The 23041-nt window shown below is 74.2% G+C and carries 23 protein-coding genes; 10 read left to right on the top strand and 13 right to left on the bottom strand.

Going from position 1 to position 23041, the window contains the following annotated elements:
• Nucleotides 1-36: 36 nt before the first annotated feature.
• A complete protein-coding gene (locus PU704_RS01340; protein ID WP_277549811.1) occupies nucleotides 37-1245 on the bottom strand; it encodes an acyl-CoA dehydrogenase family protein in 1209 nt (402 codons plus the stop codon).
• Nucleotides 1246-1327: 82 nt separating this feature from the next.
• Here PU704_RS01340 and PU704_RS01335 point away from each other — a divergent pair, with 82 nt between their 5' ends.
• Nucleotides 1328-2017 (top strand): TetR/AcrR family transcriptional regulator, encoded by a 690-nt coding sequence (locus tag PU704_RS01335; protein ID WP_277549810.1) that lies wholly within the window; start codon nucleotides 1328-1330, stop codon nucleotides 2015-2017.
• Nucleotides 2018-2053: 36 nt separating this feature from the next.
• On the opposite strand, the gene PU704_RS01330 is transcribed toward PU704_RS01335, so the two are convergent.
• From PU704_RS01330 to modA, 7 genes are all read right to left on the bottom strand, one after another.
• Nucleotides 2054-2707: an ATP-binding cassette domain-containing protein gene (locus PU704_RS01330; protein ID WP_277549809.1), complete on the bottom strand. Its 654-nt coding sequence runs from the start codon at nucleotides 2705-2707 to the stop codon at nucleotides 2054-2056.
• Nucleotides 2704-3552, bottom strand: coding sequence for an ABC transporter permease (locus PU704_RS01325; RefSeq protein ID WP_047801427.1), 849 nt, complete (start codon nucleotides 3550-3552; stop codon nucleotides 2704-2706). The genes PU704_RS01330 and PU704_RS01325 overlap by 4 nt, the downstream gene beginning before the upstream one ends.
• A 64-nt stretch (nucleotides 3553-3616) precedes the next feature.
• Nucleotides 3617-4015, bottom strand: a complete 399-nt coding sequence (locus PU704_RS01320) for a TOBE domain-containing protein (protein ID WP_047801412.1) — start codon at nucleotides 4013-4015, stop codon at nucleotides 3617-3619.
• Nucleotides 4016-4192: 177 nt separating this feature from the next.
• The gene (gene recQ, locus PU704_RS01315) at nucleotides 4193-6100 is read right to left on the bottom strand and encodes a DNA helicase RecQ (protein WP_277549910.1); all 1908 of its coding nucleotides are present in this window, start codon (nucleotides 6098-6100) and stop codon (nucleotides 4193-4195) included.
• Between the two features lie 42 nt (nucleotides 6101-6142).
• Complete coding sequence (locus tag PU704_RS01310; RefSeq protein WP_277549808.1) at nucleotides 6143-8497, bottom strand: glycoside hydrolase family 65 protein; 2355 nt, start codon at nucleotides 8495-8497, stop codon at nucleotides 6143-6145.
• A gap of 64 nt (nucleotides 8498-8561) precedes the next feature.
• Nucleotides 8562-9365 carry an enoyl-CoA hydratase gene (locus PU704_RS01305; protein WP_277549807.1) on the bottom strand — a complete coding sequence of 268 codons (804 nt, stop codon included), beginning with the start codon at nucleotides 9363-9365 and terminating at the stop codon, nucleotides 8562-8564.
• Nucleotides 9366-9460: 95 nt separating this feature from the next.
• Nucleotides 9461-10252, bottom strand: coding sequence for a molybdate ABC transporter substrate-binding protein (gene modA, locus PU704_RS01300; protein WP_277549806.1), 792 nt, complete (start codon nucleotides 10250-10252; stop codon nucleotides 9461-9463).
• Between the two features lie 72 nt (nucleotides 10253-10324).
• Here modA and nadE point away from each other — a divergent pair, with 72 nt between their 5' ends.
• Nucleotides 10325-11149 carry an ammonia-dependent NAD(+) synthetase gene (gene nadE / locus PU704_RS01295; RefSeq protein ID WP_277549805.1) on the top strand — a complete coding sequence of 275 codons (825 nt, stop codon included), beginning with the start codon at nucleotides 10325-10327 and terminating at the stop codon, nucleotides 11147-11149.
• A gap of 82 nt (nucleotides 11150-11231) precedes the next feature.
• On the opposite strand, the gene PU704_RS01290 is transcribed toward nadE, so the two are convergent.
• The gene (locus tag PU704_RS01290; protein ID WP_277549804.1) at nucleotides 11232-12347 is read right to left on the bottom strand and encodes an S-layer homology domain-containing protein; all 1116 of its coding nucleotides are present in this window, start codon (nucleotides 12345-12347) and stop codon (nucleotides 11232-11234) included.
• Between the two features lie 252 nt (nucleotides 12348-12599).
• Between PU704_RS01290 and PU704_RS01285 the strand changes: the two genes are divergently transcribed.
• From PU704_RS01285 to PU704_RS01265, 5 genes are all read left to right on the top strand, one after another.
• Nucleotides 12600-13406, top strand: a complete 807-nt coding sequence (locus PU704_RS01285; protein ID WP_277549803.1) for an exodeoxyribonuclease III — start codon at nucleotides 12600-12602, stop codon at nucleotides 13404-13406.
• Between the two features lie 6 nt (nucleotides 13407-13412).
• On the top strand, nucleotides 13413-14285 hold the full coding sequence (locus tag PU704_RS01280; protein ID WP_053004797.1) for a DUF8083 family protein: 873 nt from the start codon (nucleotides 13413-13415) through the stop codon (nucleotides 14283-14285).
• 58 nt (nucleotides 14286-14343) lie between these two features.
• Nucleotides 14344-15591: an MFS transporter gene (locus tag PU704_RS01275; protein WP_075872453.1), complete on the top strand. Its 1248-nt coding sequence runs from the start codon at nucleotides 14344-14346 to the stop codon at nucleotides 15589-15591.
• A gap of 144 nt (nucleotides 15592-15735) precedes the next feature.
• Nucleotides 15736-16197, top strand: a complete 462-nt coding sequence (locus tag PU704_RS01270) for a hypothetical protein (RefSeq protein ID WP_277549802.1) — start codon at nucleotides 15736-15738, stop codon at nucleotides 16195-16197.
• A 129-nt stretch (nucleotides 16198-16326) separates the two neighbouring features.
• Entirely contained in the window at nucleotides 16327-16896 is a 570-nt protein-coding gene (locus PU704_RS01265; protein ID WP_277549801.1) for a DUF2238 domain-containing protein, read from the top strand.
• A gap of 31 nt (nucleotides 16897-16927) precedes the next feature.
• Here the strand turns inward: PU704_RS01265 and PU704_RS01260 are convergent, their stop codons facing one another.
• The gene (locus tag PU704_RS01260) at nucleotides 16928-17428 is read right to left on the bottom strand and encodes a hypothetical protein (RefSeq protein ID WP_277549800.1); all 501 of its coding nucleotides are present in this window, start codon (nucleotides 17426-17428) and stop codon (nucleotides 16928-16930) included.
• A gap of 273 nt (nucleotides 17429-17701) precedes the next feature.
• On the opposite strand from PU704_RS01260, the gene PU704_RS01255 reads away from it, so the two are divergent.
• The 3 genes from PU704_RS01255 (at nucleotide 17702) to PU704_RS01245 (ending at nucleotide 20978) form a co-directional block, all read left to right on the top strand.
• Nucleotides 17702-18589, top strand: a complete 888-nt coding sequence (locus PU704_RS01255) for an alpha/beta fold hydrolase (RefSeq protein WP_277549799.1) — start codon at nucleotides 17702-17704, stop codon at nucleotides 18587-18589.
• Nucleotides 18590-18836: 247 nt separating this feature from the next.
• Complete coding sequence (locus PU704_RS01250; RefSeq protein ID WP_277549798.1) at nucleotides 18837-19367, top strand: hypothetical protein; 531 nt, start codon at nucleotides 18837-18839, stop codon at nucleotides 19365-19367.
• Between the two features lie 117 nt (nucleotides 19368-19484).
• Entirely contained in the window at nucleotides 19485-20978 is a 1494-nt protein-coding gene (locus tag PU704_RS01245; protein WP_277549797.1) for a phospholipase D-like domain-containing protein, read from the top strand.
• Between the two features lie 61 nt (nucleotides 20979-21039).
• On the opposite strand, the gene PU704_RS01240 is transcribed toward PU704_RS01245, so the two are convergent.
• The 3 genes from PU704_RS01240 to PU704_RS01230 all read right to left on the bottom strand — a co-directional run bounded on the left by PU704_RS01240 (nucleotide 21040) and on the right by PU704_RS01230 (nucleotide 22922).
• Nucleotides 21040-21495 carry a hypothetical protein gene (locus PU704_RS01240; RefSeq protein WP_277549796.1) on the bottom strand — a complete coding sequence of 152 codons (456 nt, stop codon included), beginning with the start codon at nucleotides 21493-21495 and terminating at the stop codon, nucleotides 21040-21042.
• A gap of 167 nt (nucleotides 21496-21662) precedes the next feature.
• Nucleotides 21663-22184 (bottom strand): hypothetical protein, encoded by a 522-nt coding sequence (locus tag PU704_RS01235; RefSeq protein WP_277549795.1) that lies wholly within the window; start codon nucleotides 22182-22184, stop codon nucleotides 21663-21665.
• Between the two features lie 213 nt (nucleotides 22185-22397).
• Complete coding sequence (locus tag PU704_RS01230) at nucleotides 22398-22922, bottom strand: hypothetical protein (protein ID WP_277549794.1); 525 nt, start codon at nucleotides 22920-22922, stop codon at nucleotides 22398-22400.
• Between the last annotated feature and the right edge of the window lie 119 nt (nucleotides 22923-23041).

Here is a 23041-nt window from a genome sequence, read left to right as displayed (position 1 = left end):
CGGGAGGGCCCGGGCGCGGTGGCCCGGGCGAGTGACTCAGACGAAGGCGGAGACGCCGGTGACGGCGCGGCCCACGATGAGGGCGTTGATCTCGTAGGTGCCCTCGTAGGTGTAGAGGATCTCGACGTCGTTGAACAGCTTGGCCATCTCGTGGTCGGTGACCACGCCGTTGCCGCCGAGCAGGTTCCGGCCCAGGGCGGCCGACTCCCGGGCCAGGGACGTGGTGGTGGCCTTGGCCAGGGCGGCGTGCGGCATGTCGAAGCCCCCGTCCTCCTGCAGCCGGGCGATCTGGGCCATCAGGCCCAGGGATGCAGTGGCGTTGCCGAGGATCCGGGCCAGCGGCTCCTGCACGAGCTGGAACTTCGCCAGCGGACGGCCGAACTGCCTCCGGTCCAGGGCGTAGGCGCGAGCCACGTCGAAGATGGCCAGCTGCACCCCGGCGCCCTGCCAGCCGACCCAGGCGCGGGAGTTGCGCAGCATCCGGTTGGCGGCGGCGAAGCTGCCGGCCCCGGGCAGGGCGTTGGCGGCGGGGACACGGACCTCGTCCAGGACGATGTCGGCGTTCTGCATGATCCGCAGCCCGATCTTGTGCTCGATCTTCGTGGCCGACCAGCCGGGCCGGTCGGTCTCCACGAGGAAGCCCTTGACCTGGCCGTCGGCGGTGTCCCGGGCCCAGACGATGGCGACGTCGGCGATCGTGCCGGCCCCGATCCAGCGCTTGGTCCCGGTCAGCACCCATTCGTCCCCGTCCCGGGTGGCCGTGGTGGCCAGGCCCCCGGCGATGTCGGAGCCGTGCTCGGGCTCGGTCAGGGCGAAGGCCCCGAGGGCGCGGAAGCAGCGCAGCTCCGGCAGCCAGCGCGCCTTCTGCTCGGGCGAGCCCAGCGCGTCGATCAGCCCCAGGATGAGCTCGTTGTGGATGCCGACCAGGGCGGACAGGGACACGTCCGCCCGGGCGACCTCGGCGTAGGCCAGCCCCCGGAACAGCCGGCTCGCCCCGCACAGCTCCAGCTCCCCCAGTCCGTGGTCGGCCAGGGCGGGGAGCAGGTGGGCCGGGAACTCCTCGCGGTTCCAGTACGGCGTGACCGCGGGGCGGACCTGTTCCTGGAGGAAGGTGTGCAGGCCGGCCAGCCGGGCGCGCTCGGCGGGCGGCAGGAGGGCGGCGAAGGAGAAGAGGTCGGCGTCCGGGAAGGGGATGCCGGCGACGTGCTCCACGGACGGGGATTCCCCGCGCAGGACCGGAGTCATGGGATGTCCTCTCGTCGGTCCGGGCGGAGTGGTGGCCCGCCGGGACCGGGTCGAACAGTACGGTTGTGAGTAATATCGTACTGTGACTGATCTCACTCCACCAGTTGCGGCGCGCGGGGCCGCGGCCCGCACGCCCCGCCAGCAGCAGCTCTTCGACGAGCTGCTCGGGATCTTCCTGCGCGAGGGCTTCCGCGGATTCACCATGGACGGCGCCGCGGCGCGGCTGCACTGCTCCAAGGCCACGGTCTACGCCCTGGCCGGCAGCCGGGACGAGCTGGTGCGGGCGGTGCTCGTGGCGTTCTTCAAACAGGTCAGCCGGGGCACGGAGGAGGCCCTGCGTGGTCCTGGCGGGGCGGGGCAGCGGCTGAGCGCCTACCTGGAGGCGATGGCCGAGCAGCTGCAGCCGGCCTCGGCCCGGTTCCTGCAGGACGTGGCCGGCTCCCCCGTGGCCTCGGAGGTCTACGAGCGCAACACGCGGATCGCCTCGGCCAAGCTCGCCGAGCTCGTGGCCGAGGGCGTGGCCGGCGGGGAGTTCCGCCCGGTGCCCACCGGGTTCATCGCGGAGGTCATCTCCTCCGCCATGGACCGGATCCAGCAGCGCACCGGCCTGGGCGGGGTGGAGGGCCCCGGCGCCTACCGGGAGCTGGGCCTGCTGATCGTGGGCGGCATCCGGGCGGGCCGGCCCGAGGAGAGCCGGGCCCAGGAGAACCGGGCCCAGGGAAACCGGGCCCAGGGAAACCGGGCCCAGGGAAACCGGACCGTGGAGAGCTGAGCCGCGGTGCGCCCATCCGGGCCGGTGGCGACCACGTCAGGGCGCGCCGGCCACCCGGCCGTGCTCGAGGCGCACCTCGGCGTCGGCGAGGGCCTCGACGTCGGCGGGGTCGTGCGTGACGACCACGGCCATGCGCCCGGTGAGCACCCGCCGCAGGAGCTCGCGCAGGGCCGGGGCGGCGGTGCTGTCGAGGGAGGCGAAAGGCTCGTCGAGCAGCAGCAGCCGCGGGTCGGCGGCGAGCGCGCGGGCCACGGCCACGCGCTGGGCCTGCCCCCCGGACAGCGCCGCGGGGCGGCGGTGCGCCAGCGGGGCGGCGCCCACGGCCTCGAGCCACTGCACGGCCGCGGCCCGGGCCCGCCGCCGGCCCGCCCCCCGGGACCGGGGCCCGAACGCGACGTTCTCGAGCACGCTCAGGTGCGGGAACAGCAGCGGGTCCTGGGCGAGCAGGACCACCCCGCGGTCGTGCGCCGGGACCCACGGGCCGCGCCCGGCGGTGTCGAGGTCGAACAGGACCCGCCCGTCCAGGGCGGCCCGGCCGGTGTCCGGCACGAGCAGCCCGGCGACGACCGCCAGCAGAGAGGACTTGCCCGCCCCGTTGGGCCCGGTGACCGCCAGGGTCTGCCCGTCGGCCACCGACACGGCCAGGTCCAGGTCCCGGGCGCGCAGCCGGACGGTGGCCTGCAGGCTCATGCCCGCGCTCCTGGGCCGGTGCCCGTGCCGGGCCCGGGCCGCGGTCCGGGGCTCCGGAGCCGGCCCGGCGCGGAGATCCCCACGACGAGCACCGCGACCAGCACGAGCACGAGGGAGAGCGCGACCGCGGCGTCGGGGTCCGTCTCGCGCTGCAGGTAGATCTCGAGCGGCAGGGTGCGGGTGACGCCCTCGAGGCTGCCGGCGAAGGTCAGGGTGGCCCCGAACTCGCCCAGGCTGCGGGCGAAGGCCAGCACGGCCCCCGAGGCCAGCCCCGGCAGGGCCAGGGGCAGGCTCACCCGGCGCAGCACGGTGCCGGGGCCCGCCCCGAGGGTCGCGGCGACCCGTTCGTAGCGCTCCCCCGCGGTGCGCAGCGCGCCCTCCAGGCTGACGACCAGGAACGGCAGGGACACGAAGGTCTGGGCGAGCACCACGGCCGCAGTCGAGAAGGCGATGCTGATCCCGGCGAGCTCCAGGTGGCGGCCGATCAGGCCGTGGCGCCCGAACGTGTAGAGCAGGGCCAGACCGCCGACGACGGGCGGCAGGACCAGCGGGAGCAGCACGAGGCCGCGCAGCGCGCGCCGCCCCGGGAACTCGGTGCGGGCCAGCAGCAGCGCCAGGGGCACGCCCAGGAGCACGCACAGCGCCGTGCTCGCGGCGGCCGTGCGCAGGCTCAGTCCGAGGGCGCGCAGCGCCGAGGGCGAGCCGATCAGGCCGAGGAACCCGGCCCAGTCCACCCGGGCGAGCATGCCGAGGACCGGCAGGACCACCACCAGCGCGCCGAGGGCCGCCGGGATCCACACCCAGCCGGGCACGGTGCTGAAGCCGCGGGGACGACGCCGGAGCACGGCGCGGCGGCCGCGAGCCGCCGGCCGGTCGGCGAGGACGGGGGGCCCGGTCTGCACCACGGCCTCACGCCCCGGGGGTCTCGACGACGACGTCGGTCGACTTGACGACGGCCGTGGCCACCCGGCCGGGCTCCAGGCCCAGGTCCCGGACGGCCTCGGTGCTCATCAGCGAGACCACGCGGTGCGGGCCGCACTGCAGCTCCACCTGGGACATCACGGTGTCCGAGACGACCTCGGTGACCAGGCCCACGAACCGGTTGCGCGCCGAGCTGGCGACGCGGGCGGGGTCCTCGGGCCGGACGGAGCGCTCCTTGAGCAGGCGGGCCAGCTCCAGTCCGTCCACCACGCTGTGGCCGGTGGCGCTCCGGGCGCTGCTCAGCGTGCCCTGCTCGATCCAGCGCCGGACGGTGTCGTCGCTGACGCCGAGGAAACGGGCCGCGTCGGCGATCCTGATCTCGGTCATGAGGCCATGCTATCCGCAGGTGCGGGTGAGGCCAGGGGTCCGCGGACGCAGATGCGGACTCAGCGGGGGTCCCGCCGGGCCCCGCCGGTCCGTGGCAGGGCCCCGCCGCGGTGCGGCACGGGCAGCCCGCCCCGGCCGCCCGGCGGCCGGGGCGCGGACCCGGGCGGGAGGCGCAGCTCAGTCGCCGGTGACGACCTGCTGGACGGCCTGGCCGTAGCGCTCGAGCTTGGCGTCGCCGACGCCGGAGATGCCGCGCAGCTCGCCCAGCGTGCCCGGCCGGGCCTGGGCGATGGCGGCGAGGGTCGCGTCGTTGAACACGACGTACGCCGGCACGCCCTGCTCCTTCGCCACGCCGGCGCGCCAGGCCCGCAGCTGCTGGAAGAGCTCCTGCTGGGGCTCGTCGAGCACCGGCCGTGCGGCACTCGTCCGCGGCGTGCGCACGGTCCTGCCGCGCTCGGGCTCGCGGCGCAGCCGGACCTCGCGCTGCCCGCGCAGCACCTCCCCCGCCGCGGGGGTGAGGGCCAGGACGCCGTACTCGCCCTGCACCTGGAGCAGGCCCTGGGCCAGCAGCTGGCGCACCACCCCGCGCCACTCCTGCTCGCCCAGCTCGGTGCCGATGCCGAAGGTCGTGAGCTCGGTGTGGCGCATCCGCACCACCCGCTCGGTCTCCCGGCCGAGCAGGATGTCCACCAGGTGCCCCGCGCCGAACTGCTGACCCCGCTCCCGGTCCAGCCGCACCACGGTGGACAGGAGCTTCTGCGCCGGGACCGTGCCGTCGAAGGCCTCGGGCGGGCTGAGGCAGGTGTCGCAGTTGCCGCACGGTCCGCTGTCCTCGCCGAAGTAGCGCAGCAGCTGCTGGCGGCGGCACTGCACGGTCTCGCACAGCGCGAGCATCGCGTCCAGGTGGAGGGTCTGGGCGCGCTTGCGCTGCCGGTCCCCCTCGCCGTCCTCGATCATCCGCCGCTGCTGGACGACGTCCTGCAGCCCGTAGGCCAGCCACGCCGTCGAGGGCAGGCCGTCGCGCCCGGCGCGGCCGGTCTCCTGGTAGTAGCCCTCCACGCTCTTGGGCAGGTCGAGGTGGGCGACGAAGCGCACGTCGGGCTTGTCGATGCCCATGCCGAAGGCGATGGTCGCGACCATGACGATCCCGTCCTCGCGCAGGAACCGGGTCTGGTGCTGGGCGCGCACCTCGGCGGGCAGACCCGCGTGGTACGGCAGGGCGGGCACGCCCTGGGCGGCCAGCCACTCGGCCGTGCGCTCCACCGAGGCGCGGGACAGGCAGTAGACGATGCCGGCCTCGCCGCTGTGCTCGGTGCGGACGAGCTGCAGCAGCTGCCGGCGGGCGTCCTTCTTGGGCCCCACGCGGTACTGGATGTTGGGCCGGTCGAAACTGGAGACGAAGACGCGGGCGCCGTCCAGGCGGAGGTTGCGGACGATCTCCTCGCGCGTCTCCGCCGTGGCGGTCGCGGTGAGGGCGATGCGCGGGACCCGGGGCCAGCGGTCGTGCAGGAGGGTCAGCCCGAGGTAGTCGGGGCGGAAGTCGTGCCCCCACTGGGCCACGCAGTGCGCCTCGTCGACGGCGAAGAGCGCGATCCGGGCGCGGTCGAGCAGGTCCGCGGCCGCGGGCAGGCGCTCGGGGGCGAGGTAGAGCAGGTCGAGCTCGCCGGCCAGCAGGCGGCCCTCGACGGCACGGCGCTCCTCGACCGTCTGGGTGGAGTTCAGGTACGCGGCGCGCACCCCGAGCTGCTCGAGGGCGTCGACCTGGTCGTGCATGAGCGCGATGAGCGGGCTGACGACCACCCCGGTGCCCTCCCGGACGAGCGCGGGGATCTGGTAGCACAGGCTCTTGCCGCCGCCGGTGGGCATGAGCACCAGCGCGTCGTCGCCCCGCACGAGCGTGTCGATGACCTCCGCCTGCTGCCCGCGGAAGGCGTCGTAGCCCCAGACGCGGGTGAGCACCTCGAGAGCCGCCGGCGGCGTCGCACGCACCGCGCCGGCCGCCGGTGCCCCGGGGTCGGGCGGGACCCACCCGTTCGGGGCGTCCGGCGCAGGCTCGGTCCCGCCGGGCTCCGGCCCGCTCCGCATCTCACCCACCCGGCCAGGGTAGCCGGTGCGGGCGCGGGAGCGTCACGGGCTGTGGGGCGCGCGCGGGGCGCGGCCCGGGGGCTGGCGAGGTGCGGGGGCCGACGGGCGGGGACTGCGCAGCGGGGCGGTCGCGGGGCGCTCGGCCGTGACGGTCCGGGGCGCGTCGTCGATCCGCAGCGCCACCTCGCCGGCGGCGCCGTCCAGCAGCCGCACGGTCGTGCCCGAGCGGGTGATCTCCACGCCGATCCGGTGGCCGCGCCAGCGGAGGCGGAAGGCGAGCCGGTGCAGGTCGGCCGGCAGGCGGGGGGCCAGGCGCAGCTCGCCGCCCGCCGTGTCCAGTCCCCCGAACCCGCAGACCACGGCGAGCCACGACCCGGCCGCGGAGGCCAGATGCAGTCCCCCGTCGGCGTCCTGCTGGATGTCCCGCAGATCCACGAGGGCGGACTCGCGCAGGTACTGGTACGCGAGGTCCAGGTGGCCCACACGGGCGGAGACCACCGCCTGGACGCAGGCGGAGAGGGACGAGTCGCGGACGGTGCGCTGCTCGTAGTAGTCCAGGTCCCGGGCGGCCTGCTCGGGGGTGAACTCCTCGGCGCACCACCACAGCGCGAGGACCAGGTCCGCCTGCTTGACGACCTGGCGGCGGTAGATCTTCGCGTAGTGGAAGTGCTCCTCCACGGGGTATCCGTCCCGCTTGGCCTCGAAGTCCCACTCGCGGTAGGTCGTGAACCCCTCGTTGGAGGGGTGGACCCCGCGCACCGCGTCGTAGGGCAGGTGGATCGCCTCCGCCACGGCCCGCCAGCGCTCGAGGTCCCCCGCCGTCACGGAGAGCCGGCCCACGTGCTCGGGGTGGGCCTCGCACGCGTCGGCGGCCGCCCGGAGGTTGCGCCGGGCCATGAGGTTGGTGAACACGTTGTCGTCGACCACGCCCGTGTACTCGTCCGGGCCGGTCATCCCGCGGTAGTGGACGACGCCCTCGTGGTCCTCGTGCGCCATGGCCGCCCAGGCGCGCGCCGTCTCCACGAGGACCTCGACGCCGCCGACCGTGGTGAGCTCCTCGCCGGTGACGTCGGTGTACCAGTCGAAGGCCCGGGCGATGTCCGCGTTGACGTGCATGGCGGCGGTGCTGGCCGGCCAGTACGCCGAGGTCTCGTACCCGTCGATGGTGCGCCAGGGGAAGGAGGCGCCGGCCAGGTCCAGGACCTGCGCCCGCTCCCGCGCCCGGTCCAGGGTGGAGGAGCGCCAGCGCAGCAGCCGGGCGGCGTCGAGCGGGCGCAGCAGGGCCAGCGCCGGCAGCACGAAGCCCTCGACGTCCCAGAAGGTGTGCCCGCTGTAGCCGCCGCCGGTGAGGCCCTTCGCCCCGACCGGGGCGCCGTTGACGCAGGCGGAGGCCTGCAGGAGCTGGAACAGGTCGAAGCGGACCGCCAGCTGCAGCTCCGGGTCGCTGTCCACCTCCACGTCGGCGCCGTCCCAGAACTCGTCCAGCTCGGCCCGCTGGGCGGTGAGCAGGCCGTCCCAGCCCCGGTGCCGGGCGCCGTCCAGCGCGGCGAGCGCGCGCTCCTGCAGGTCCACGGAGGGGTCGTCCGTGGACATGACGTGGCAGAGGTACTTGACGAACCCGACGCGCTCCCCGGGCCGGAGGTCCGCCACGAGCGTGGTGACGACCTGGTCGTCGTCGCCCTGGGTGCTGACGGCCCCGCCGTCCGGCAGCTCCACGGCGTGGTCCACGGCGGCGGCCACGCCGATCCCGCTGCCGTGGGTGCGGTGCACCAGGACCCCGCCCGTGGCGTGGCGGCGGCTGAGCCGGGCCCGGAAGGGCCGCTCCAGCACCTCGGCCACCCGCGGGTCGGAGTTGTGGACCTTGGGCGGGGTGCCGTTGACCACCAGGTCCGAGCGCACCACGACCTGGACCGCGCGGTCCACGGCCTCGACCTCGTAGCGGATGGCCGAGACCGAGCGCTGGACCAGCGAGACCAGGCGCGTGGAGGTCAGGCGCATCCGGGCACCGCGGGGGGTGCGCCACTCGGTCTCCCGGCGCAGCGTGCCCTCGCGCAGGTCCAGCACGCGGTCGTGCTCCTCCGGCGGGGTCTCCCGGACGTCGAGCGCCACGCCGTCGACCTGCAGGCGCACGGTGCTGCCGTCGGCCACGCCGATGACGGCCTGCCCGTGCTCGGGGTGCCCGTAGCCGCCCTCGGGGTAGGACAGGGGGTGGTACTCGTAGACGCCCGACATGAAGGTGCCCCGGGAGGAGCTGGGCTGGGCCTCGTCCAGGGTTCCCCGCACCCCGACGCACCCGTTGGCGAGCGCGAAGAGGGACTCCACGGCGCCGCGCGCGCCGGGGTCGAGGGCGGACTCGCGGACCTGCCAGGCGGACGCGTCGAACGGCGGTGTGGGCATGGGAACACCGTAGCGCCCCGGCCCCGCACCCGGCGGGCCGCGCCCCCCGGGCGCGGGGCCGGGCTCAGCGGTGGGTGAACCGCGGCGCGCGCTTCTCGGCGAACGCGGCCATGCCCTCCTTCTGGTCCTCCGTGGCGAACAGCGCGTGGAAGAGCCGCCGCTCGAACTGCACGCCCTGCGCCAGCGTCGTCTCGAACGAGGCGTTGACGGCCTCCTTCGCCGCCAGCACCGAGGGCAGGGACTTCGCCGCGACCGTCTCCGCGACGCCCAGCGCCTCCTGGAGCAGCTCCGCGGCAGGCACCACCCGGGAGACGAGACCGGCCCGCTCGGCCTCCTCGGCGTCGATCGTCCGGCCGGTGAGGACCATGTCCATGGCCTTGGCCTTGCCCACGGCGCGGGCCAGGCGCTGGGACCCGCCCATGCCGGGGATCACCCCGAGGTTGATCTCGGGCTGGCCGAAGCGGGCCGTGTCCGCGGCGAGCAGGATGTCGCACATCATCGCCAGCTCGCACCCGCCGCCCAGGGCGTAGCCCGCCACGGCGCCGACCACGGGGGTGCGCACCCGGGTGAAGGCCTCCCAGCCCGCGAACCAGTCCGCGAGGTACATCTCCGCCGCACCGCGCCCGGCCATCTCCTTGATGTCCGCGCCCGCGGCGAAGGCCTTCTCCGAGCCGGTCAGCACGATCGCCCCGGTCCCGGGGTCGGCGTCCATCGCGGCGGACGCGGCCACGACCTCGCGCAGGGTCGCCTCGTCGAGGGCGTTGAGGGCCTTCGGCCGGTTGAGGGTGATGACCCCGACCCGGCCCCGGGTCTCGACCAGGATGTTCTGGGGGGTCTCGCGGGGGTCGGTGCCGCGCTGCTCGCTCATGCTGGTCTCCTGGTTCGCTGTGCTGGTGTGGTTCGCCGTGCTCGTCGGTGGGCTCGCCGGTGGGCTCGCTGGTGGTCGGATCTCGGATCGGGCGGTCAGCCGGGCACGTCGAAGCCGTTCTGCCGCAGCTGCTCCCGGCCGGCGGGGCCGGTCACGAAGGCGGTGAACTCGGCGGCCCGCTCCGGCACCGCGCCGTCCAGGCCCACCACCGTGTAGGTGTTCGCGGAGGCCGCGGCGCCGGGGAGGGGGACGCCGTCCAGCTCGTCCTCGTGGGCGGCCACGTCGGTGACGTAGACCAGCCCGGCGTCGGCCTGGCCGGAGCGGACCTTGCCCAGGACGTCGGTCACGGAGTTCTCCTCGCTCACCGGCCGCAGGCCGACCCCGGCGCGCTCCTCGAGCGCGCGGGCGGCCCGGCCGCAGGGGACCTGCTCGGCGCACACCACGGTGGCCAGGTCCGCCCGCCGGAGGTCGCCCAGTGAGCGCACCCCGTGCGGGTTGCCCTCGGCCACGGCGATCATCAGGCGGTTGGCCGCCAGCTCCACCGGCTCGCCCACGGCCCGGCCAGAGGCGACGACCCGCTGCATGGTGGGCTCGTCCGCGGCGACGAACACGTCGGCGGGGGCGCCCTCGGCGATCTGGACGGCGAGGTCGGCGGAGCCGGCGAAGTTCAGGGCCACGTCCACGCCCGGGTGCTGCTCCTCGAACGCCGCGGCCAGTTCGGTGAACGCCCCGGTGAGCGAGGAGGCCGCATAGACGTCGACGCGCTCCTGCGCGTTCGAGGACCCGCACCCGGAGAGCACCGCCGCGGCCAGCAGAGCGCTCGCGACGGCGGCCCGGCGGGCGCGCCCGCGCGCCCGGGTCGGGGTCCTGGAGCGGTGCAGGGGCATGGCCCGCATCCTACGCGGCCCCTCCCCCGGTGTCCTTGCGCCGCCGGCAGAGCCCAGCACTAGCATGGGTGCATGCGGAAACTCCAGGCAGCAATCATCGACGAGATGGGCGTGAAGCCCGAGATCGACCCCCAGCAGGAGATCGAGGCGCGCGTCCGGTTCCTCTGCGACTACCTCCGGGCCAGCCGCAGCCAGGGCTTCGTGCTCGGGATCAGCGGCGGCCTCGACTCCACCCTGGCGGGCCGGCTGGCCCAGCTGGCCGCCGAGAGGCTGCGCGCCGAGGGCGGGCAGGCGCAGTTCGTGGCGGTGCGCCTGCCGTACCGGGTCCAGCACGACGAGGAGGACGCCCAGGCCGCCCTGCGCTTCATCGCCGCCGACCGCACCATCACCTACGACATCGCCCCGGCGGTGGACGGCTTCGAGCACGGCTTCGAGGACGCCACGGACCGGGAGATCTCCGACTTCAACAAGGGCAACATCAAGGCCCGCGTCCGGATGATCGCCCAGTACGCGATCGCCGGGGAGCACAACTGCCTGGTGATCGGCACCGACCACGGCGCCGAGTCCGTGACCGGGTTCTTCACCAAGTACGGCGACGGCGGCGCGGACCTGCTGCCCCTGTTCGGGCTGAACAAGCGGCAGAACCGGCTCCTCGCCAAGACCCTCGGCGCCGAGGAGCGGCTGTGGGCCAAGGCGCCCACCGCCGACCTGCTCGACGACGCCCCCGGTCAGACCGACGAGGCCGAGCTCGGGCTGTCCTACGACGACATCGACGACTACCTGGAGGGCCGCGACGTGGACGACGCCGTGGCCGAGAAGATCGAGCACCGCTGGTTCACGACCCGGCACAAGCGCACCACGCCGGCCACGATCCTCGACGACTGGTGGCGCGGCTGAGCCGGCCGCGGCACGCGCGGCAACCGCGGGCCCGGGACCGTTCGGATCCCGGGCCCGCGGCCGTGCCGTGCTCCTCCAGTCCTCAGATCAGGGAGTCCGCCCGGTAGAGGAACGCCGCCATCTGGTCCCGGCCCACCGACCACGAGGGCCGGAAGACCCGGCTCCCGTCCCCGGCCACCCACCCGGTGGACACCCCGCGCTCGGCCAGCCAGGCGATCTCCTTGTAGAACGTCCGCGACGTGGCGACGTCCTGGAACGGCGACACCCTCGGCGGGGTGTAGGACGGGGAACCCGCCATCCGGTAGAGGAACGCCGCCATCTGGTCCCGGCTCACCGACCACGAGGGCCGGAAGACCCGGCTCCCGTCCCCGGCCGCCCACCCGGTGGACACCCCGCGCTCGGCCAGCCAGGCGATCTCCTTGTAGAACGTCCGCGACGTGGCGACGTCCTGGAACGGCGACACCCTCGGCGGGGTGTAGGGCGCGGCGAATCCGCCGGCAGGGCTCGCCGTCGTGCCCGGCACGGCCGACCCGGCGGGATACGCGTAGTAGTAGATCGTCAGGTAGGTCTCCCACCCGGGGCCGTCCGGGCCCGACGTGGCCACGTGGCTGACGCCGATGCCGAGGTGGGTCAGGTCCCGGGCGAACTGGTCGGTCCCGTTGCGGGGAAAGAAGTCCAGCAGGTAGTGGGTGAGCGCCTCTACCGCGTCGGTGCCCGCGAACGATCCGGTGAACGAGCCCTTGCCGTAGTACTGGTCCATCCGCACGGCCCCGGCCGGGGCGCCCGCCCAGGGGTCCGGGTTGCGCAGCTCCTTCCGTGCCCCGGCCATGGTGTCCGCCCACTGCTGGGCGTTGCGGGACAGCGCGGAGTTGTAGACCAGCGGGGCGCGCCTGGCCTGGCGCCGGTGGTCGTTGACGATCTTGAAGGCCTCGGTGACGTGCTCCACCGTGGTGGGGTGCACACCCGCCGAGGCCGTTCCGGCCAGGCCGCCGGTGGAGGGGGCCACCGGTGCCGGCGGGCCGGCCGGGGCCGCTTCGGCGGCCGAGCCGCCCTGCAGCTGCACGGCCGGTGCGCCGGCGGCGTGGGCGGGCTCCGCCGGGGCGGCGGGAGGGTGCGGTGCGGCGAGGGCGGCCGATGTCCCGCCGAGGAGCAGCGCGGCGGCAGTGGTCACGGTGAGCACGGTCCGTGCGAGGTTCATGGGGTCTCTCCCTGCTGGGGGCGGCTCCGCCGGGGGCACGGGCCAGCAGGAAATTAGCACCTGCAACCACACCGGGTCGAGACCCCGGGGAAGCCCCAGGTCATCCGGCGCGGCGGCACGGCGCCCGCGCACGCCGTGGCCGACCGCCGTGCGCACGTCCCGGACCGGAGCGGTGCGGTGCGGTGCGGGGAGACGGTGCCGTGCCCGGGAGCGCGGACGTCGCCGTCCGGGCCACCCGGTAACGTGGGGACCATGAAGATCGCCACCTGGAACGTGAACTCCGTCCGCGCCCGCGCCGACCGCGTGGAGGCCTGGTTGCAGCGCTCCGACGTGGACGTCCTGGCCATCCAGGAGACCAAGGCCAAGGACGAGAACTTCCCGTGGGAGCTCTTCGAGTTCATGGGCTACGACGTCGCCCACTTCGGCCTGAGCCAGTGGAACGGCGTGGCGATCGCCTCGCGGGTGGGCCTCGACGACGTCGAGCGCACCTTCCCGGACCAGCCTGCCTTCGGCAAGCCCGGCGAGGACCCGGTGCAGGAGGCGCGCGCGATCGGCGCCACATGCAACGGGGTCCGCGTGTGGTCCCTCTACGTCCCCAACGGCCGCGGCCTGGACGACCCCCACATGCCGTACAAGCTGGAGTGGCTGCGCGTGCTCAAGGAGCACGCCCGCCAGTGGGTCGAGGAGGACGCCACGGCACAGGTCGCCCTCGTGGGCGACTGGAACGTCGCCCCGCTGGACGAGGACGTCTGGGACCTGCAGTTCTTCCTGGACAACGGCCTGACCCACGTCAGCGAGCCCGAGCGCGCCGCCTTCCGCGCCTTCCTCGAGGAGGCCGGCTACCAGGACGTGGTCCGCCCCCGGCTGCCCGGCCCGGGCGTCTACACCTACTGGGACTACAAGGGCCTGCGCTTCCCCAAGAAGGAGGGCATGCGCATCGACTTCCAGCTGTACTCCCCCGCCCTGGCCGCCCGGGTCACCGACGCGGTGATCGACCGCGAGGAGCGCAAGGGCAAGGGCGCCTCGGACCACGCCCCCGTCGTCGTCGAGATCGCCTGAGCCGCCGTGGCCCAGCTGCTGCAGGTCGGCCGGACGTTCCGCTCGGCCACGGGGATCCCCCACCAGTTCGCCCTCCGCGTCTACGTGCCCGCGGAGGAGCTCGACGCCGTGTACGCGCCGCTGCTGCCCCGGGCGCTGCCGCCCGAGGAGGCCGGGGTGAACGAGCTCACCGAGCAGCTCGCCCGCCTGGCCGAGCCGGGCGAGGAGCCGCTGCCGCCCGCGGTGGAGCCCCTGTGGACTCTGCCGTTCTCGGCGGCGCCCCGGGGCCGGGACATGCTCGCCGCCGGGGTCGGGGACTTCCCCGTGTACCACCCGCCGCAGCGGCTGCGGCGCTCGCTGCGCCTCGTGGCGCTGGCCGAGGAGGAGGGCGGCCAGCCGCTGCCGAACCTGCTCATTCCCGAGGACGTGGTCCGGGCCGCCGGCGACCAGGTCACCCGGGAGCACTTCGTGCCCGTCCACACCCGCCAGTCGGCGTTCACGGTGCCCATGGCGTGGTTCGCGCTGTTCACCCCGGAGGACCACACCGAGAGCTTCCACCACGGCAACCGCGTCCACCGGTGCGCCGTGCCGGTCGACACCGCGACCCTGCGGGTGGCGCACGCGGCACAGGTGGTCGAGGACGCCGGGGGCGAGGACCTGGAGGAGCTCGCCGACGACCTGACGCACCTCGGCCGGTGGCTCGGCGCGTTCTCCGCCAACTCTCTGGTGGTCCTGCACTACGGGGCGATCGCGGACCCGTTCCAGCCGGACGAGAGCCCGCAGGACTTCCAGGACGCCGTGGAGCTGCTGGCGGCCCGGGACGCCAACGGCGCCGCCGTGGCCTTCCGCCGGCTCATGCACCGCTGGCTGCCCCTGGCCCACCTGGAGAGCGCCAGCTGAGCCCCGCGGCGGGGACCGCCGGTCCGGGGGCGGGCGGCCCGCGTGGTAGAACTGGCCGGTGAACCAGCCCACCCCGCCCCCGGACCGTTTCCCCGCTCCTGCCCGCGTCCCGCGATGGCTGGTGGTGGCCGCGGTCGTGCTGGTCGCGGTGAACCTCCGTCCCGGCGCCACGTCCGTGGGCCCGGTCCTGGCCGAGGTCCAGCAGGGCCTCGGCCTGAGCCCCACGATGGCCGGGGTGCTCACCGCACTGCCGGGTCTCACCTTCGCGGTGGCCGGGGCGGGGGCGGCCGCCCTGTCCCGCCGGACGGGGATCAGCGGCGCCGTCACCGTCGGCCTCGCCCTGGTCGCCGCCGGACTGCTGGGGCGGGCGGTCACGGGTTCGGTGCCGGTGTTCCTGGCCCTGACGGTCCTCGGCTTCTCCGGCATGGCCGTGGGCAACATCCTGGTGCCGGCCTTCATCAAGCGCCACGGCGGCCGGCGCACCGCCGCGCTGAACTCCGTCTACACGACCGGCCTGGCCGTGGGCGCCACCCTGCCGCTGCTGGCGGCCGGGCCGCTGACCGCCCGGGGCCCCGAGGGCTGGCGGGCGGCCCTCGGCCTGTGGGGCCTGATGGCCGTGGTGGCGCTGCTCCCCTGGCTGCTGGTGGCCGTCCGGGACCGGCGCGAGGCGGCCACGGCCCCGTCCCGGGCGCTGCCCGGGGGTCCGGGGGCGGCGATCGTCCGGTCCCGCACCGCCGTGGCCCTGTGCGTGTACTTCGGGATCCAGTCGATGCACGCCTACGTCCAGTTCGGCTGGGTGGCACAGATCTACCGTGACGGCGGCCTGGACCAGGCGCGGGCCGGGCTGATGATGGCCCTGATCGCCGCCATGGGTATTCCGGGCGGTCTGCTCATGCCCCTGCTCGTGGCCGGCTCCCCGCACCTGCGGCGCTGGATCGCCGGTCTGGGGGCCTGCATGGTCACCGGCTACCTCGGGCTGATGCTCGCGCCCGCCACGGCCCCCTGGGTCTGGGCGCTGCTGCTGGGGGTCGGGGGCTTCGCCTTCCCCACGGCCCTGGCCCTGCTCACCGCCCGCACCCGCGATCCCCGGATCACCGCACGGCTCTCCGGGTTCATCCAGCCGGTGGGCTACCTGCTGGCCGCGGCCGGCCCCTTCGCCGTGGGCGCCCTGCACGAGGCCACCGGCAGCTGGACGGTCCCCCTGGTCCTGCTGATGGGCACCGGCCTGGTGCTGGTCGCGGCCGGCTGGACCGCCGCCGCGCCGCGGTGGGTCGACGACGAGCTGTCCCCGCCCCGGGGGTCGTGACGCTCCGGCTCGCTCCCGCAGCACCGCCCGGAGCCCCGGCCCGACGGGTGTTCGGGAGCCTGCCGCCCCCGTAGGCTGAGTCCGGTGGGGGCCGGGAGCCGGCGGCAACGACCGCCGGGGCCCGTGCTCCCGGAGCACCGGTGGGTGCGGACGCGGCAGTGGGCACGGAGCACCGCGGCCGTCACGGCGCTGTCGCTCACGGCCCTGGGCGTGACGGCCTGCGGGACGTCCGGGGACCAGTCCGGCGACGACGTCGGGGAGGCGCAGCAGGAGCCGGCCGGTGAGGACCCCGGGACCTACTCCGGGCCCTACGACGAGGCCTTCGTCGAGGACGCGGCCACTCTCGTGGACGCGGACGTGACACTCACCGCCCAGGTGGAGGAGGTCGTCTCGCCGGTCGCCTTCACCATCACGGGCACGGAGGAGTCGGATGCGGAGCCGCTGCTGGTCGTGAACTTCGACGAGGACACCTCCGGCCTGGACCCCGGGGACCTGGTGGAGGTGACGGGGACCTACCGGGAGGCCTACAACGCACCGGCCGCGGAGGAGGACCTCCGGGCGACCCCCGGGGTGGAGGAGATCGCCCACTACGACGGGGAGCCCTAGGTGGAGGCGACCGACGTGGAGGCGACCGACGCGGCGGGCACCGGACCGTCCGAGGGCGACGCGGCCGGCTGACCCGCGCTCCGGGACCGGTGTTGGCGGTCCCGGGGTCCGGGGCCGTAGCGTGAACGGATGAGCACGAGAAACAGAACGGGATCGTGGGTGTTCGGCGTGGCGGTGGCCGCGGCCGTGGCCAGCGCGGTGGGCCTGGGCCTGATGCAGCGCTGGGACGGGATGCTGCGCTTCGCGGCGGTGACGGTCGTGCTGCTGCTGACCCGGCGGGCGAAGGTGCCCACCGGCTTCGTGGCGGCCTTCGCGGTCCTGGTGCTGCTGGCGATGTGGGGCTCGGTGCAGCACTGGTACGCCCAGATCCCGCACTTCGACACGGTCGTCCACGTCCTGACCCCCGGCAGTCTGGCGGCGGTGGCCTATTTCCTGCTGGTGGACGCCCGCCTGCTGCCCGACGCCCGCGAGACCGGGGCGCCGGTCCGAGGGTGGGCCCCGGTGCTGTGGGTGGGTCTCGTCGGCACGACCGCCGCGGTGCTGTGGGAGTACTACGAGTGGGTCGTGGAGCAGATCAGTCCGGCCGGCATGCTGGTGGGCTACACGGACACGGTCGTGGACCTGTTCGCCGGGATGTGCGGCTCCCTGATCGCCGGGATCCTCGTGCTCCGCTGGGCCCGGCGCCGGACCGGGAGTTGAACCGCCCGCGCCCCGGCCGGGCCGCACGGTCCTACTCGCCGACCCGCCCCTGGGCGGCCATGAGATAGTTCTCGCCCTCGAAGTCGGTGTACAGCTCGTCGTCCAGGTCCACGCCGAGCTGCTCCTCGACCTCGGACACCGAGAAGTTCGCCCGCATCGTGCCGGTGAGCTCCACGAGCTCACCGTCGTCGACCTGGGGAATCTCCTGCTCCTCCACGATCAGCATCGGGTCGGCCGGCCCGGCGATCGCGAACGTCTCGGGTGACAGCGTCCGGCTCACCTCCCCGGAGATCGTGACCTGTTGCCCCACATAGTTGGTGGCCTCGTCGATGAACTCCTGGTTGTACTCGCCCTCGTAGACGACCCGGTTCTCCTCCGTCGGGGTGCCTGCGCCGTACGGGGTGGGATTGCCCATGAACTCCCCGTCGGCCGGGACCGGGTCGTCCCGGTTGCACCCGGACACTGCCAGGGCGGTCACCGCAGCCAGCGTCGCGGTCAGCACACGGGTGGAGCCTCGGTCGCGGTTCGTCATGGCGCGCCTCCGGTCATCGGTGGGAGACACCGACGTCACCTGCGGTGGACGCCGGTCTCGGGTTCCCCACGCTAGGGAGCACGGCCGGACCCCGGCAAGGCCGAAGGCGGACTTCGGGTGGCCGTGGGGCGTCCTGTGACCTGATCGTGATGTCCAGGGCCGGTGCACCCTGCTCTCGTCCGCTTCCCCTTGCCCCGGGCCGACCCTGCGCGCCTAGGGTGGGACAGGACGGCGGGCGAGGGGGCCCGCACCGACCCGAGGAGCAGTGGCGCGATGAGCGACGTGACGTCCTTCGACGGGACCCGGCTGGCGTTGACCACCTGGGGGCGCGAGGGGGCGCCGATCGTCGTGCTGGTGCACGGCCTCGGCCTGTCCAGCGACTCGTGGGGGCGGGTGCCGGACCTGCTCGCGGCCGGCCACCGCGTGGTGGCCTACGACCTGCGCGGGCACGCCCAGAGCGGCGACGCCCGCAGCGGCGACTACACCATGGAGGCCCATGCCAGGGACCTCGACGCGGTGCTGGGCGAGGTCGTCGACGCGGCCGCGGCGGCCGTCGTGGTCGGCAACAGCCTCGGTGGGGGCATCGTGGTCGCCCGCGCCCACCACTGCGGCAACGAGCGGGTGGCCGGCGCGGTGTTCGCCGGCTCCGGCGGATCCACCGTCACCTTCCCCGGCTTCCCTGCCCGCGGGCTCCCGCGGCCGGTGCAGGCGGGCCTGCGCCTGGCCTGGATGAAGGCGTTGCGCACCGGCGTGCTGGCGGGCAAGCGGATCCGCTCCCTCGAGAACCTGTCCGATCGGCTGGTCCGCCGGTTCGCCTTCACCTCCGACGCCCCGCGCGACCTGGTCGAGAGGGTCCGGCAGGACTTCCTCAACAGCAGGCCCCGCGCGCTGACCCGGACCACACTGGCCAGCGTCAGCCACGACGGCAGCCGGATGGCCCCGGACCTGATGGTGCCCACGCTCGTCATCCACGGCAGCGCGGACCCGGAGGTGTCCGAGGACGAGCTGCGCAGGCTCCTGGACGCGCTGCCGGACGGAGAGCTCCTGCGCCTGCCGGAGGAAGGGCACATGCTGCCCCTGACCCGCCCCGAGCTGGTCGCCGAGCAGGTCGCCCGCTGGGTCGAGCGCGTGCGGCCCGCGTCCGGTCCGGTGAGCGGGTGAGGTCCCGCCCGGTCCCGCCGCCGGCCGGCACGGCCGCGGCCGAGTCTGGGCACCACCGCAACGCTGCCGGTGAGGTCCCACCACAGACCGTCACGGACCGGTCACGGTTCCGGCCGTGCCCCGCTCCGGGGCATCCCGGCTGTTGAAAGGACCACTTCAGTGTGCTTACGGTCGGTCGGTCCATCGTCCGTTTCCTGCGCCCCGGCTCCGCCGGCCGGGCCCGTCGCAGCACACCAGGAGGCACCCCATGACCGTCCGTGAACGCTGTTCCCCCGCCCGCACCGCCGCCGCACTCGCCGCCGCCGCGGGGCTGGGTCTGGCCGGGTGCAGCACCGAAGGACCCGAAACCGGCACCGATGTCGAGGACGTCAGTGAGGGGGAGGTCCTGGAGTCCTCCCCCGCCCCGGAGAACGGCCCCACCACCGGGGACACCTTCGCCGGCACCTACGACCAGGACTTCCACGACGAGCGGGAGACCTACGTCGGCCAGCAGGTCACGCTCTCCGCCGAGGTCGACGACGTCATCGGCGACGACGGCCTGGTGATCGCCGGCGCGGCGGAGAACACCGTCGACCCGCTCCTGGTGCTCTTCGACATGGACCGGGTCGACGTCGAGGAGGGCCAGGTCGTGGAGGTCGTCGGCACGGTCCAGCAGTCCTTCGACCCCTCGACCCTGGACGACCAGGCCCAGGAGGACTTCACCGACGAGCTCTACCAGGACCACGAGCAGCAGCCCTACGTCGAGGCCAGCTCCGTCCGGCTGCTGCCGGAGCAGTAGGTCGCCACGGCCCGGGGTCCGCAGCCGCGCGGCTGACGACGCCGGGCCGTCCACGTGGCGGGGCCGCCCCGGCCGGCCCCGGCACGCCCCGTCCCGACGACCCGGAGGCACCACCCCATGGACCTTCCCCACCTGTTGTGGAACGCGGTGCCGCCGTGGGCGGCGGTGGTGTTCTTCGCCGTGGACCTGGTGATCCGGCTGCTGGCGCTGGGCACGATCCCGCACAACCGGCGGCCCTCGGCGGCGTGGGGGTGGTTGCTGGTGATCTTCTTCTTCCCGATCCTGGGCGGGCTGGTGTTCCTGGTGCTGGGGCGGGCGGATCTGCCCCAGGCCCGGAAGGACAAACAGCGTGAGGCGGCCGGGCTGGTCGACGCGCACGGGCCCGGCACCGGGGCCGCCGACCTCCGGCGGATGCCCGACCGGCTGGCCGAGACCGTGCGGCTGAACCAGCACCACGGCGCGTTCCCGGTGGCCGGCGGGCACCGGATCGAGATCCTCGACGACTACGACACCGCCCTGGCCGCCATGGCCGAGGGGATCCGGGGGGCCCGGCGCTATGTGCACTTCCAGTTCTACATCGCCGTGGCCGATCCCAGCACCGAACCGGTGATCGCGGCCCTGGAGGCCGCCCGCGCCCGCGGGGTGACCGTACGGGTGCTCGTGGACCATCTCGGCGCCGCCGGCTATCCCGGCTATAAACAGCTCGTACACCGGCTAGAGAATGCGGGGATTCCTTGGCGGCGGATGCTGCCGGTGCGCCCGTGGCGCGGGGAGTACCAGCGCCCGGACCTGCGCAACCACCGCAAGATCCTGGTGCTCGACGGGACGGCGGCCTTCACCGGGTCGCAGAACGTGATCGACCGCTCCTACAACAAGAAGAAGAACCAGCGGCAGGGCCTGCAGTGGATCGGGCTGATGGCCCGGATCCAGGGCCCGGCGGTGGGGCACCTGGACGCGGTCTTCGCCACCGACTGGTACTGCGAGACCGACGACATGATCCTGGACACCGACCAGAGGGTCCCGGGCACCGACCGGGCCCCGGACGCAGACCCACCGGGGGAGCTGGTCTGTCAGGTGCTGCCCTCCGGGCCGGGGCTGGGCCAGGAGTCGAACCTGCAGCTGTTCAACCACCTCTTCGCCACCGCCCGACGGCGGATCACGGTGTGCAGCCCCTACTTCGTGCCCGAGGACTCGATGTACAACTCCCTGCGCACCGCGGTGGCCCGCGGTGTCGAGGTGGAGCTGTACATGGGGGAGACCTCCAACCACGTGCTCACCCACCACGCCCAGCGCTCCTTCTACGAGCAGCTGATCCGCGACGGGATCCGGATCCACCTCTACCAGGCGCCCTGGGTGCTGCACGCCAAGTTCGTGCTCATCGACGACGACACCGCGGTGGTGGGGTCCTCGAACATGGACATCCGCTCCTTCGTGCTCGACCACGAGGTCAACCTCCTGGTCGCCGGGGAGCAGTTCGTGGACCGGATGGACGAGGTCGTGGCCGGGTACCGGGAGCACAGCCACGAACTCCAGCTGGCGGACTGGCTGGCCCGGCCCTGGTACCAGAAGTACGCCGACAACACCGCCCGGCTCACCTCCGCCCTGCAGTAGCACGGAAACACCCTGCAGGGCGTCGGGAACACCCTGCAGGGCGGCGGACTGCTCGACCGTCCTACTCGACGACGGTGACGGTGGCGTCGGTGAGGTAGGGCTCCGCCTCGCGGTTGACGAGGTAGTTGGCGTTCTCCTCGTCGGTGAGCTGGTAGAGCCGCTCCCGGTCCCCGGGCTCGCTGAACAGGTCACCGGAGGCCACGGTGCCGGTGGCCTCGACCTCGTCGCCGGGACTCAGCTCGGCCGGCATGTCCGTCACGAAGACGACGGTCTGTTCGTCGCCCATGGTCAGGAACTCCTCGCCGTAGACGCCCTCCACCTCGTTGGTCAGGGTGATCTCCTCCCCGACCAGTTCCTCGGTGGAGACCTGGGACTGGTCCAGCTGGGTCAGCCGGGTCTCGTCCTGGCATCCGGTCAGCAGCAGGGCCCCGGCCACACCGGCGGCGGCCAGAGGCAGGGTGCGGTGGATCAGGGGACGGTGGGTCAGGGTGCGGTGGGTCAGGGTGCGATGGGTCATCAGTGTCCTCCTCGATGCTCCCGTGACGGGGGTGTGCCGGGTGGCCTGGTGCCGGCCGAGGTCCGGTCGCCGGGCCTGCCCGGGGAGCGGGGCGTTCCCGGACGACCGCGTCGGGCCCCGTGCCGTCGCGTGCTCGTACGGGACCGGACGTCCCGGCCGGCCGTTCCTCACTCCTGGTCGATGACCTCCCCGCTGGTGGCCATGATGTAGGGCTCGCCCTCGAACTCGGTGAACGCCTCGTCCTCCAGATCGACGCCGAGCTCCTGCTCCACACCGGCGACGTCGAAGCCCTCCTGCACGGTGCCGGTGACCTGGACCACCTGGCCGTCGTCGAGCGGGGGGATCTCCTGCTCCTCGACGATCAGCAGCGGATCCACCGCACCGGCGATCGCGAAGGTATCCGGCGAGATGGTCTCGCTCACCTCGGCCGAGAGCGTCACCTGCTGACCCGTGTAGGTGGTGACCTCGTCGTAGAAGTCCTGGTTGTAGTCCCCTTCGTAGGCCAGGGCCATCGCCCCGGGGTCCTCGGTGGCCGCCGCGGAGCTCTCCACGACCTCCCCGTCCGTGACGTCCTCGACGTCGGCGCCGGTCTCCGGGCCCTCCGAGCCGCATCCGGCCAGACCGAGCCCGGCGACGGCGAACAGCCCCGCGGCGAGCGTGCGGGTGGTGCGCGTGCTGTGTGCTCTCATGATGGCCCTCCTCGTGTCGATCCCGGTCGCCGGGGCGGTGGGCCGCCGGGTCCCCGGGTGTGCTGCCCCTCGACCGTAAGAAGCCGGTCCGGCCCGGGACCAGCAGGAAAGCGATGTCCGCCGACCTTCACCGGGCCTTCCGGGCTCCTGCCGGGAACCCTCTGCGCAGATCGTGACCCGCTCGTGATGACCTGCGCGTTCTCGACGGGAGCACTAGGGCGCGGGGTCGACCGTCGCCTCGTCCAGGTAGGCCTCCCCCGCGTGCTCCACGTAGAAGCCGGACTCGTCGTCCGCGGCCGCCTCCTCGGCGACGGGGGGTTCGAAGTCCTCCCGGAGCGTGCCGGTCACCTCCACCGTGGAGCCCTCCGCGACGTCCGGGGCCGTGTACCGGGCGCTGACCAGCAGGGGATCCGTTCCCGCCGGGCCCGTGAGCACGTAGGCGGAGCGGGAACGGACGAAGTCCCCGATCGTCCCGGTGAGCCGGACCTGCTGCCCGGCGTGGTCGGGCAGCTCCGCGACGAACTGCTCGTCGTACGGGCCGTCGTAGGCCAGGCCTCCCGTGGTCTCGGAGGCGTCGGCCGGGGACGGTGTCTCCTGCGCTCCGGTCGTCTCCTGCTGGGCCGGGGTGCCGCCGCCCGGCTCGGGCTCCTCGCCGCCGGTGCAGCCGGTCGCGGCCGCCAGTGTCAGCGCCGACGCGGCGACCAGTCGTCTCGTGCGGTGCGTCCTGTGGACGGGCATGGAAGTCCTCCTCGCTCGGGCGGGATCCCTCCGGCCGGGCAGGCACGGCGTCGCCCCGTCCGTTCCCATCCTCACCCACCGGCGCCGGTCGGAGGAACCGCCGGCCGGGTCCGTGACCG

It is taken from the genome of Kocuria oceani (assembly GCF_029524215.1).
In the GTDB taxonomy this organism is placed as follows: Bacteria; Actinomycetota; Actinomycetes; order Actinomycetales; family Micrococcaceae; genus Kocuria; species Kocuria oceani.
The sequence above is the reverse complement of the archived record's forward strand: the minus strand, read 5'-3'. Positions and strand labels throughout refer to the sequence as shown.